The organism is Streptomyces sp. CA-135486, assembly GCF_050936555.1.
Taxonomy (GTDB): domain Bacteria; phylum Actinomycetota; class Actinomycetes; order Streptomycetales; family Streptomycetaceae; genus Streptomyces.
Map to the genome: position 1 here is coordinate 251352 of NZ_JBNJMM010000002.1, position 11459 is coordinate 262810.

Annotated in this window: 9 protein-coding genes and 1 pseudogene; 4 read left to right on the forward strand and 6 right to left on the reverse strand. The window is 69.8% G+C overall.

Annotated elements, in window-relative coordinates:
- Positions 1–279: 279 nt before the first annotated feature.
- Positions 280–1374 carry a substrate-binding domain-containing protein gene (locus tag ACQEVG_RS20220; protein ID WP_432985945.1) on the forward strand — a complete coding sequence of 365 codons (1095 nt, stop codon included), beginning with the start codon at positions 280–282 and terminating at the stop codon, positions 1372–1374.
- A gap of 63 nt (positions 1375–1437) precedes the next feature.
- Here the strand turns inward: ACQEVG_RS20220 and ACQEVG_RS20225 are convergent, their stop codons facing one another.
- The gene (locus tag ACQEVG_RS20225) at positions 1438–1731 is read right to left on the reverse strand and encodes a hypothetical protein (protein WP_432985947.1); all 294 of its coding nucleotides are present in this window, start codon (positions 1729–1731) and stop codon (positions 1438–1440) included.
- Positions 1732–1913: 182 nt separating this feature from the next.
- Here ACQEVG_RS20225 and ACQEVG_RS20230 point away from each other — a divergent pair, with 182 nt between their 5' ends.
- The gene (locus tag ACQEVG_RS20230; protein ID WP_432985949.1) at positions 1914–3044 is read left to right on the forward strand and encodes a site-2 protease family protein; all 1131 of its coding nucleotides are present in this window, start codon (positions 1914–1916) and stop codon (positions 3042–3044) included.
- A 250-nt stretch (positions 3045–3294) separates the two neighbouring features.
- Here the strand turns inward: ACQEVG_RS20230 and ACQEVG_RS20235 are convergent.
- Positions 3295–3652, reverse strand: a pseudogene (locus tag ACQEVG_RS20235) (YciI family protein).
- Between the two features lie 237 nt (positions 3653–3889).
- On the opposite strand from ACQEVG_RS20235, the gene ACQEVG_RS20240 reads away from it, so the two are divergent.
- A complete protein-coding gene (locus ACQEVG_RS20240; protein WP_432985951.1) occupies positions 3890–6400 on the forward strand; it encodes a SpoIIE family protein phosphatase in 2511 nt (836 codons plus the stop codon).
- 10 nt (positions 6401–6410) lie between these two features.
- Here the strand turns inward: ACQEVG_RS20240 and ACQEVG_RS20245 are convergent, their stop codons facing one another.
- From ACQEVG_RS20245 to ACQEVG_RS20255, 3 genes are all read right to left on the reverse strand, one after another.
- Positions 6411–7379 (reverse strand): magnesium transporter CorA family protein, encoded by a 969-nt coding sequence (locus ACQEVG_RS20245; RefSeq protein WP_432985953.1) that lies wholly within the window; start codon positions 7377–7379, stop codon positions 6411–6413.
- A 103-nt stretch (positions 7380–7482) separates the two neighbouring features.
- Positions 7483–8178: a L,D-transpeptidase gene (locus tag ACQEVG_RS20250; RefSeq protein ID WP_432985955.1), complete on the reverse strand. Its 696-nt coding sequence runs from the start codon at positions 8176–8178 to the stop codon at positions 7483–7485.
- A gap of 133 nt (positions 8179–8311) precedes the next feature.
- A complete protein-coding gene (locus ACQEVG_RS20255; RefSeq protein ID WP_432985957.1) occupies positions 8312–8782 on the reverse strand; it encodes a cupredoxin domain-containing protein in 471 nt (156 codons plus the stop codon).
- 151 nt (positions 8783–8933) lie between these two features.
- Between ACQEVG_RS20255 and ACQEVG_RS20260 the strand changes: the two genes are divergently transcribed.
- Positions 8934–10460, forward strand: a complete 1527-nt coding sequence (locus ACQEVG_RS20260; RefSeq protein WP_432985959.1) for an SDR family oxidoreductase — start codon at positions 8934–8936, stop codon at positions 10458–10460.
- Positions 10461–10558: 98 nt separating this feature from the next.
- Here ACQEVG_RS20260 and ACQEVG_RS20265 read toward each other — a convergent pair whose 3' ends face one another.
- Positions 10559–11395, reverse strand: coding sequence for a helix-turn-helix transcriptional regulator (locus ACQEVG_RS20265; protein WP_432985961.1), 837 nt, complete (start codon positions 11393–11395; stop codon positions 10559–10561).
- Positions 11396–11459: the final 64 nt, after the last annotated feature.

An 11459-nucleotide genomic window follows, 5' to 3' on the forward strand; every position in this document is an offset into this window, starting at 1 on the left:
CGAAAATCCGCCACTGCCACGCGGCAGCCGGTGGTTCCGCATGCTCTTGGTGGACGGCGCCGAGGTGCCTGGCACTCATGCCCTTGTGGTCCGGAAACAGGTGATTCAAAGCCTTTTCAGAGCGCTTTTCGACCTGCGTTTGTCTTCATTTAGCTAACGATCAGTACCCGTTGTCATCTCGTTAATAATATACTTCTTGACGCTTTTGTCGGGGCGGGGTTGACTTCCAGCCACCTTGGCCGCAGGGGCGCGGCCTCCCAGGGAGGTTGACTTCTGTCCATGAACGCACATCTGCGTCACGCTGCCGTTGCTGTCGCTGCTTCCGCGATGGCCGTCTCGCTCACTTCCTGTGTGAGCGCCCAGGACTCCGGAGTGAAGACGAGCGACGACATTTCCGTCGGTCTGCTCCTTCCGGAGAACGAGGCTGCTCGTTACGAGAAGTTCGACAAGCCGGTCATCGAGAAGAAGATCAGCGAACTGACCAACGGCAAGGGCAAAGTCCTCTACGCCAACGCCAAGCAGAACGCCTCCCTGCAGACGCAGCAGATCGACACGATGATCGACAACAAGGTGGACGCGCTCATCGTGGACGCGGTCGACTCCAAGGCCATCGCCGGCGGCATCAAGAAGGCCAAGGAGGCCGGTATCCCGGTCGTCGCCTTCGACCGCCTCGCCGAGGGCCCGATCGACGCGTACACCTCCTTCGACAACGAAGAGGTCGGCCATGTGCAGGGCATAGCGCTGCTGCAGGCGCTGAGCTCCGACACCACGTCGGGTCAGATCGTGATGATGAACGGTGCGCTCACCGACCCGAACGCCGCGCAGTTCAAGAAGGGCGCGCACGCCAAGCTCGACGGCAAGGTGAACGTGGGCAGGGAGTACGACACCAAGGAGTGGAAGCCGGAGAACGCCGCCGCCAACATGGAGGAGGCGATTTCGGCGATCGGCAAGAACAAGATCATCGGCGTCTACTCCGCCAACGACGGCATGGCGGGCGGCATCATCAAGGCCCTGAAGGCCGCCGGTGTCTCCCCGCTCCCGCCGGTCACCGGCCAGGACGCCGAGCTCGCCGCCGTGCAGCGCATCGTCGCGGGTCAGCAGTACATGAGCGTCTACAAGCCGTACGCCCCGGAGGCCAGCGCAGCGGCGGAGATGGCCATCCTGCTGGCCAGGGGCATGTCGCTGGACTCCATGGCGCAGGCGGACGTCAACAGTCCGACCACCAAGAAGATCCCCTCGGTGCTGGTCCCGGTCATCTCGCTGACCAAGGACAACATCAAGGACACCGTGATCGAGGACGGCGTCTACACCGTCGCCGACATCTGCACCCCCGAGTACAAGGCGGCCTGCGCCACGCTCGGCCTGAAGAAGTAGGCCCGCCAGGCCCCTCTTGCCGGCCGCGAGCGGCTGCGCGCCGGCGGTCAGACCCTCCGGAACTCACATCATGAGCGCCCTTTCCGGCATGGGCTGCTCCACGCCGTCCAGCTCCAGCGTGCATCTGGGCGGCCTGGAGGGGACGAGGTGCGGCTCGCGTATCCGGACCCGGATCGGGCGGGCGGGCTCTTCGGGCAGTTCGGCGGCCAGCAGGCTCGTCCCACGGCCGTGCTCCTTCTGGCACGCGACCACTTTGCCGTCGACCAGGAGCTCGATCTCTCCGTTCCTTCCGGGTCCGACGTTCACGGTGATCGAGTGGTCACCCTGATCCAGATGGAAGTGGTGGCTGTGCCCCATGTCGCACCTCCGCACTGCTGTCGGTAGGTCCAGCGTAGATCCGGTGCCCTCGTTGTACGTAGTTGAGCGTCCCCCGGGCTTGTACGTGCCCTGGGCCTCGGGCCGACGGCGGGAGGCTTTGCGAGAGACAATCGTCAGTGGGTGCCGTGCTGATCGGTTCACGGAGCCCGCAGGAGACGACGATGAACGGCTCGGTCCGCGTCGGACAAGTTGTCGGGGTCCCGCTGCGCATGCACTTCAGCGTGCCGCTGCTGGTGGTCCTGTTCGCGTACGGTCTCGGCCGCCAGACCCTCCCCGCCTGGACTCCGGGGCGCTCGGACACGGTGTACACCTTTGCCAGTGCCGTGGGCGCCGTGCTGCTCATGGGCAGCCTGCTGCTCCACGAGACGGCACACGCGGCCACTGCCCGCAGGAAGAAGATCGCGGTAGAGGACGTGACGCTGTGGGCGCTGGGCGGGATGACCCGGATGGGGCGACCGCAGTCCGCCGCGGTCGCTTTCGCGGTGGCCGTCAGCGGCCCGCTGACCAGTCTGGCTGTCGGAGGTGCCGCGCTCGGCGCGGGAATCGGGCTGCACCTGATGACCGGCTGGGCGGTGCCCGCCGCCGTTCTGATGTGGCTCGGCTGGGCGAACCTGTTCCTCGGCGCGTTCAACCTGCTGCCCGCTTCGCCGCTCGACGGCGGAAGGGTGGTTCAGGCGCTGGTGTGGTGGCGCACCGGAGACCGGGAGCGCGCGGACCGGGCGGCTTCCCGAAGCGGTCAGGTCATGGGCGTGCTGCTGATGGTCGTCGGGTGGATCGCCCTCCTGCGCGGGGTGCCGGGCGGGCTGTGGCTCGTCTTCGTCGGCCTCTTCATCACGGTCGTCGCCGGCGCGGAACGGCAGCGCGCCGTAATCCACACGGCACTGCGGGGCGTGCGGGTGGCCGACGCCATGTCGAGCCCGGTGACCACCGGTGCCGACTGGCTGACCGTCCAGCGGTTCATCGACGAGGTGGCCATGAAGACCCACCATTCCGCCGTGCCCCTGCTCGATTTCGAAGGGCGCCCCAGCGGGATCGTTCAGGCACGCAGGCTGGCCGGGATACCGGGAGCGCGCCGGGAGGCTCTTCGTGTGCGCGATGTGGCGATCCCGCTGTCGCAGTGTGCGGTGGCCACCCCGAGTGATCTGCTGAGTGAGGCTCTCGACAGGCTCCGCCCGGCCACCGGCATGCGCATTCTCGTCGTGGACGGGGGACAACTGGTGGGGATCATCAACGCGAAGGACATCTCACGGCTGATACGGCGGCAGACTCTGCGGGCACAGGGGCCCAACTGAGCCGGTCCCGAAGCGTCGTCGAGTGGGAGGGCGGTTCAGCCGGGGGCCGAGCCCGAGCCGGTGGGCGGCTGCTCGCGCGCCATCCGGGACTGCGGCTGATCTTCCGCAGAGCCGGCCGTCCACCCGGCGCGATCTTGGGTGTACGGGGCAGTGGCCAGGCGCCCGGCTTGTCCGGGACACCTGGCTCCGGTGAATGCTCCGGCGCGGCGACCGGAGCGTCAGCCCGCGCGGCGGGGGCGGCGCGGACGGGTCAGCCCTCGGCGATCTCGCGGACCTCGGAGGTGACGGTCCAGTGCTCCGGGTGGATCTGCAGGAAGCGCTTGGTCCACTCCAGGGCCTCGGCCTTGTCCTTCGCCTGCAGGATGGCATAACCGCCGATGACTTCCTTGCTCTCGGTGAAGGGCCCGTCGGTGAACCGGAACGCACTGCCGGACCAGGTGACCCGGGTGCCCTCGGAGGTCGGAGTGAGCCCGGCCGTGTCCAGCATGACCCCCGGCCTTGGTGATCTCCTCGAACAGCTCGCCCATGCGCTGCTCGAACTCGGGGCCGGGGTCGTCGGTGGGGGCATTCTGCTCGTCGATGCGGATCAGCGAGAGACAGCGCGGCATGGTGACTCCTCGGTCGGGAGGACGGGGGCTTTCCCTGCCTCTCATCCTTGCGTCGAACGGGAGAGGGCCGGATCGACGGCCACGGAATTCTTCTGAGAATTTTCCGGGGCGGCCACCGCAGTGGCCCGGTCCCGGCAGGCTCCCGCCCGCTCGTAGCGGGTCCTGGAACGCTCCCGCCCGGTCTCGCTGAGCTGCCATATCGGGCCAGGTGGGCCCGAACCTGCGCACACTGGGAATATGCGCGGGATGATCGCTGGTGAGACGGCGGAGCGCGAGGATCTGCTTGCCGCGGCCGTCGTCAAAGCCGTCAGAGGAACCGGCGCGTACGCCGGGAGCGTTTTTCTCCGCTCTCGCGACCGCCGCTCGATCGTGCTCGCCGCGACGTGCGGGGTGCCACCCTCCCTGCTGGGCGGCTGGCGCCTCATTCCGGTGAGCAGCCCCATCCCGGTCGCCGCGGCCTACGGCTCGGGGCGCACGGTCCACCTGGCCGACGCCGACGAGACGATGCGCCGGTTTCCCCAGCTCGCCGTGGCGCTGCCGCACGCCTTCGGCTCCTGCTCCGTGCCGGTGGGCGTGGGTGGCGAGACCTTCGGGGCGCTCGCGATCGTCTGGGCGGCGGGACCGGGCGGCGAAGGGCTGTCCAAGGCCCAGCGCCGCCACGTGCGCACCATCGCCAACCGGCTCGGCGCCTCCCTCGCCGCCCTCCGCGCCCGTACCGGCGATCCCGTCGAGTGCGATCCGCAGACGGTTCCCGTCGAGACACCGGCTCCCTCGGGAACGGCCGTACAGGTCGGCCAGTTCGACTGGGACCTCGTCACCGGCACCTTCACCGTGGACGACGAGCTCTGCGCGATCTTCGGTCTGGACCCCCGTGCTTTCGACGGTCGAGCCGAAACGCTCGCTGCCTGTCTGCACCCCGGCGACCTCGCTGCCTTCCGGGCCGCGGCCCGCGCGGCCACCGCCGAGGGCCGGATCATCGCGCGGCGCCTGCGCGTACGAGATCGCGCGGGCGGCGGCGAGGGGTACCGCACCGTCGAGTTGTGGGGCCGCGTACCGGAGGTCGACGACGCGCGGGTGCGTACCCATCTGGTCGGCGCGGTCGTCGACGCGCGGGCCGGCAGCGCGGCCGTCGCCGCGGCCGAGCGGCTGCGGGACGGACTGTTCTCCCTCGCCCCCGACGGGCGGGTCACCTACGCCAACCCCAGCCTTGAGCAGCTGCTGGACGTACGCGGCGACGATCTGCTGGGCCACTGTCTCTGGGACATCCTGCCGTGGCTGTCCGACCCCGATTTCGAGTACCGGCACCGGTCGGCGATGATCTCGCAGGAGCCGCTCTCCTTCCTTGCCCGCCGCCCGCCCGACCAGTGGCTGGCGTTCTCCCTCCACCCGCAGGCGGACGGGGTGACCGGCCGGGTGGTCCCCGCCGGTCATCCCCCCTTGGCCGCGACGGCACCCGCCGCGACAGCACCCGCCGGACCGGTCACGACGGCATCCGCCGCCCGGGAGGCAACGGCACCCGCCGCCACACCGGCGCGCCTGGGCGTGATGTACCACGTCCTGCAGCTGGGCAGCGCGCTGACCGAGGCGGTCACCGCCCGCGAAGTCTGCGGCGTCGTCGCCGACCAGCTTCTCCCGGCGTTCGGCGGCCAGCAGCTGGCGATCTACGTGGTCCGCGAGGGAACGCTGCACCTGCTCTTCCACACCGGCCACCGTGAGGACTTCCTCGACTGGCTGGAGGGCGTGCCGCTGCACGCCCGCCTGCCCGGTACGGAGACCCTGACCTCCGGGGCCCCACTCTTCATCGAGTCGCAGCAGGACCTCTCCCAGGGATATCCGGGAATCCCCGCGGGCGGGTTGAGCTCCTGGGCGTATCTGCCGCTGATCGCCTCCAGCCGCCCCGTCGGCACCTGTGTTCTCGGCTTCGACGACGCCCATCCGTTCACGGCGAAGGACCGCGGTGTCCTCACCGCGCTCGCCGGGCTGATCGCCCAGGCCCTGGAACGAGCGCGCCTCTACGACTCGGAGTTCGCCCTCGCGCGCGGCCTGCAGCAGGCGCTGCTGCCGCACCGGCTGCCGGTGGTCCCCGGCGTCCACGCCGCCGTCCGCTACCTGCCCGGCACCAGCGGAATGGACATCGGTGGCGACTGGTACGACGTCATCCCCACCGGTGGCGGAGTGTCCCTCGTCATCGGCGACGTCGAGGGACACAGCATCGCCGCGGCGGCCACCATGGCTCAGCTGCGCAGCGCCGTACGGGCCTTCGCGGCAGTGGGCCATGCGCCCGACGACGTGATGGCGGGCGCCAACCGGACCCTCATCGACCTCGACGCCGGGCTGCTCGCCAGCTGCTGCTACATCCGCCTCGAACCCTCCGGCCACCGTGCGTACGCGGTCAGCGCCGGTCACCTCCCGCCACTGCTCCGCCGTCCCGACGGGACGACCGACGTCCTCGCCCTGGAGGCCGGCCCACTCCTCGGTGTGGATCGCGCGAGCACCTATGAGGGAACCTGGATCGACCTCCCGCCGGGCTCTGTCCTCGCCCTCTACACGGACGGCCTGGTCGAGGAGCGCGGCACCGATATCGACGTGGGCATCGACCGGCTACGGGCATCCCTGGCCCACGCCCGTGCCGACTCGGTCGACGAACTCGCCGACCGGCTCCTGCACGACGCGCGCCGCTCCACATACCGTGCCGACGACATCGCCCTGCTGCTCACCGAGTACGGTCCCGGCACTGCGCGCGGCTGAGACCTGCCGCTCAGAGCCAGTCCTTGCGCTTGAAGACGAGGTAGAGCAGCGCGGAGACGACCACGATGGCGGTGGTGGAGGTGATGAATCCCGTCTGGTGGGCGAAGCCCGGGTAAGGAAGGTTCTGACCGTAGAAGCCGGTGATGGCAGTGGGCACGGCGATGATCGCGGCCCAGCTGGTCACCTTCTTCATGATCAGATTCATGCGATTGGACTGGACCGACAGATTCGTCTCCATCGCCGAGGCCACCATGTCCCGCACGGACTCGGTCCATTCGATGGCACGCAGCGCGTGGTCGTAGACGTCCTGGTAGTAGGGCGCAAGAGGTTCGCTGACCAGGCCGGGGCGCATGAGCGAGTTGACGACCTCGCGCATCGGCAGCACCACGCGGCGCAACCGGACAAGCGATTTTCGCAGTGCGTACAGGCGACGGTGCACGGTCCGGATCTGGTGACGCCCCTCCGCGAAGAGCAGGTCCTCCAACTCCTCGACCCGGTCGTCGAGTTGCTGTGCCGCGGCGAAGTGCCCGTCGACCACGTGGTCCAGCAGGCCGTGCAGCAGGAATCCGACCCCGTGCCCGGCGAGGTCCGGGCTCTGGTCCCAGCGGGCGACGACGTCGTCGATGGGAAAGCCGTCGTCCTTGCGGATGGTGATCAGCGCCTGGCTCGTGAGGAACGCGGAGATCTCGCTGGTGGACAGGTCGGCGCTGTCCGGGGCGATGGAGACCGCATGGGCGCTGAGGAATTCGTGGGTGCGGTAGCGGTCGAGTTTCGGCCGCTGCCCCTGGTGCGCGGCGTCTTCCATGGCCAGTTCATGGATCCCGAACTCCTCGCCGACCATGGCGAATTCGTCCGGCCCGGGCCGGTACAGGTCCAGCCACAGCACCGACGACGGATCGGTGAGGTGCTCGGAGATCTCGTCGGCGGGAAAGTTCTCCAGGACCAGGGTGCCGTTGCGGTACAGCCGGGTGCGCGCCATGCGGCGAGCGTAGCCAGCCGACCCCGGAATTCCCGGAAGCCACCGGGACCGTCGGTCCGGGCCGCTTCCGGGCGCTCGCAGGCTCCTGCGGGCCTTGGGTGTCTCAGGTTCCGGGCTTGCGGCCGTAGACGAAGACGTCGTCGCCGTTGCGGAGCAGGCTCCAGTACTTGGCGGCGTCGGTCTTGGTCATGTTCACGCACCCGTGCGAGCCGGGCGGCGCCCAGACACTGATGCCGACCGAGTGGAAGGCCTGGCCGCCGTCGAAGAACTGGCTGTACGGCATCGGCACGTTGTACAGGCTGGACACATGGTCGATGTCGCGCCAGTAGACCGTCTTCAGGCCGGTGCGGGTCTCGTGCCCGTCACGGCCGGTACGCACCGCGACCGGTCCGTACACCAGCTTGCTGCCGTCCTGGATCCAGCTGAGCTGGAGCGTCAGGTCGACGCAGGCGATGCGGCCCTTGTTCGTCGGGCACTTGCCGGCCTTGTTCGGGTTCTTCCCGACGGCCTTCTGCTTGGTCATGAGATCCATGACGCCCCAGGTGATGGGGCCCGCCAGCCCGGCGTTCGGGCTGATCGAGTGCTTCGTCTGGAAGGCCTGGATCGCCTTGCAGTCGGCGGCGGACTGCCTGCCGTCCACCGGGCGGCCGAGAAACCGCTCGACCTGCTTCTGGTACGCCCCGGTCTGCGTCGTGCAGGAGGCCGCGTGAGCGGTCGTGCTCCCCATGGCCAGAGTGAGCGGGACCACCAGCGCGGTGATCCCGAGTGCGACGACTCCTCGTCGGCGTATGTCCCCCACGGCTGTCGACTCCTTATGCGCGCATGATGCGAGTTCCTCCTGCTAGACAGCAGAGGGGGCACCGTAGTTGCACGCAGAAAGAAGACAGTTCCGTAACAGCCGCCCCCGCAGATGCGGGGTGGCGCGCGCCCGCTCAGTAGCCACTGTTCTGCGAGGGGGTCTTGTTCACGGGCGGGCTGCCGCCCACGGTGATCTCCGTCTTCATGCCCAGGTCCTTGTGCCCGCCGACGGGGCAGTAGATCTCGTAGGTGCCGGACTTCAGGGTCACCTTGAGCGTCGCGGATGCTCCGGGAGCGAGGGTCTTGCTGCGGTGCTCTCCGGCGGGGCCTTCGATCTCCAGGGCGTGGTCGTGCTGGCCGCTGTTCTTGGCGACGAAGGCGTAGGCGCCGGGCTTGAACGTCTTCTGTGACAGTGCGATGTGGAAGTCGGTCAGCTCCGCTGTCACCTGCGTCACTCCTGTTTCGGCGCTCTTCGCCGGGGGTGTGGAGGTCGTCGAGCCACTTCCGCTTCCACCGTTGCCACCCCCACAGCCCGCGAGCACGCCCGCCAGTGCTCCGGCTGCCAGCCCCAGCACCGCGCGGTTGCGAGTGAGTGTCCTTGTCATGGCTCAGCCCTCCGGGAAGTTCCGTCCAGCAGTGGATACGAATGAACCGTGCCGAGGGATTGGCGGCACCGCATCCCGGGCCGGCCCCAAGAGCGGAATCCGTCGCCAGGCGCGAGAGTGGCATGGGGGCACCCCGCGGATCGGAGGTTCCATGAGCGGCCGGGACACGCGGAGCCCGCACTGTCTGGTGACAGGCGCGACGGGATACATCGGAGGCCGGCTGGTACCCGAATTGCTGGACGCCGGGTACCGCGTACGGTGCATGGCCCGGTCTCCGGACAAGCTGCGCGACCACCCCTGGGCGGGACGCGCCGAGGTGGTCACCGGGGATGTGACCGACCCGGATTCGGTCGGCGACGCCCTGCGCGGTATCGATGTCGCCTACTACCTTGTGCACGCCCTGCGGGCCGGACACGACTTCGAGGAAACCGACCGGAAGGCTGCCCGGCTGTTCGCCGAGCGGGCCCGCGCCGCGGGCGTCCGGCGCATCGTCTACCTGGGCGGACTGACCCCGGCCGATGTGCCGGAACGCGAACTGTCACCCCATCTGCGGTCCCGCGCCGAGGTCGGCGAGATCTTCCTCCGCTCGGCCGTGCCGGCGACCGTCCTGCGCGCCGCGGTCATCATCGGCTCCGGTTCGGCGTCCTTCGAAATGCTGCGCTACCTCACCGAGCGGCTGCCGGTGATGGTCACCCCGAGCTGGGTCAGCACGCGCATCCAGCCGATCGCCGTCCGGGACGTGCTGCGGTATCTGGTGGGCAGTGCACGGATGCCCGACGAGGTGAACCGCGCGTTCGACGTCGGCGGGCCCGACGTCGTGACATACGAGCAGATGATGCGGCGGTACGCGGAAGTGACCCGCCTGCCCCGCCGCTTCATCCTGCGCGTACCGATGCTGACGCCCCGTCTCTCCGGCCTGTGGATCGGCCTGATCACTCCCGTACCCGCCTCCCTCGCCCGGCCGCTGGCCGAGTCGCTGCGCCACGAGGTCGTCTGCCGAGAGCACGACATCGCCCAGTACGTACCCGATCCGCCTGGTGCGCCGATCGGCTTCGACCAGGCACTCACCCTGGCCCTGCAGCGCGTACGCGACGCGCAGGTCACCACCCGCTGGTCCTCCGCCGCGCTGCCCGGCGCTCCGAGCGACCCCCTGCCCTCGGACCCGGACTGGGCCGGGGGCAGCCTCTACATCGACCGGCGCGCGCTCTCCGTCGACGCCTCACCGAAGGCACTGTGGCAGGTCATCGAGGGGATCGGCGGTGACAACGGCTGGTACTCCTTCCCCCTCGCCTGGGCGGTACGAGGCCGGCTCGACCGGCTGGCCGGAGGCGTCGGCCTCCGCCGTGGCCGCCGGGACCCCGCACGGCTGCGGGTGGGGGACTCGCTGGACTTCTGGCGCGTCGAGGAGATCGAACCGGGCCGACTGCTGCGGTTGCGTGCCGAGATGCGGCTGCCGGGGCTCGCCTGGCTGGAGATGTACTCCGACCGGGACGAGCAGGGCCGGGCCCGCTACCGGCAGCGGGCGGTGTTCCACCCGCACGGTCTGCTCGGGCACGTCTACTGGTGGAGCGTGTGGCCGTTCCACGCGTTCGTGTTCGGCGGCATGGCCCGCAACATCGCCCAGGCCGCACTCCGGGCGGACGCCGCGCATGAGGGCCACGGGGCGCATCCGGGCTGACGCCGACTCCGTGCCCCTGCGGGTAGTTGTCATCTGCCACGCAGCGACAGGGCAGGTCTTGTGAAAGCACCGGACAGTGGGCGTTTCCGGTATGAGCGTCAGCCGAAGGTCTGCGGCCCGACGGCGCAGAGGAGTGCCAGGGCCTGGTGGTCGGGCGTGCCCGGCGCGGCGGTGTAGACGACCAGGCGGAGCGCCGAGCCCGTGGCCTCCAGTACGTCGCAGTTGAGCATCAGCCGCCCCACCTCGGGGTGCTCGACCCTCTTGAGCTGCGACGTGCTCGCGGCGACATCGGTCCGCGCCCAGAGTTCCGTGAAGCGCGGGCTGACCGACTGCAGTTCGCCGACGAGCCCGAGCAGGTACGGATCGGCGGGGAACCGCCCGAGACTCGCGCGCAGGTCGGCGACGGCGTACGCCTCGAAGTCCGCGGCTTCGGCGGGGGTACGGACCACCCGCGAGGGCCGCCCGGTGAAGTGCCGGCGCAGGACGTTGCGCTCACCGTCCTCGCCCGTCGCGTCGTCGCCGAGGAGGGTGATCGCCAGCGGGTTGGCCAGGACGACGTTCCAGGCGCGGTCGACCGCCAGCACCGCGGCATCGTTCAGCCGGTCGATGATCCGCTGCAGCCCTGGCGTGACGTGCGCGGACGCGACCCCGGGCGCGGGCGAGGAGTGCCCGGCCAGCCGGTAGAGGTGGTCGCGCTCCTCCTCGGTCAGCCGCAGGGCACGAGCCAGGGGCCGCAGGACCGAGGCTGAGGGCCGTCCTGCGCGGCCCTGTTCGATCCGGGCCAGGTACTCGACCGAGAGCCCGGCCAGGGTGGCGAGCTCCTGGCGGCGCAGCCCGGGCGCGCGCCGCCGCGGGCCGGCCGGCAGGCCGACTTCGGCGGGTGCCAGACGGTCGCGCCAGGCACGCAGGCAGCTGCCCAGTTCGGCGTCGCTCATGCCGTCATTGTGGCGGGTCCGGCCCGGGCCCGGGTTCGCGGAGGGTCGCCCTGCGAGTACCAGG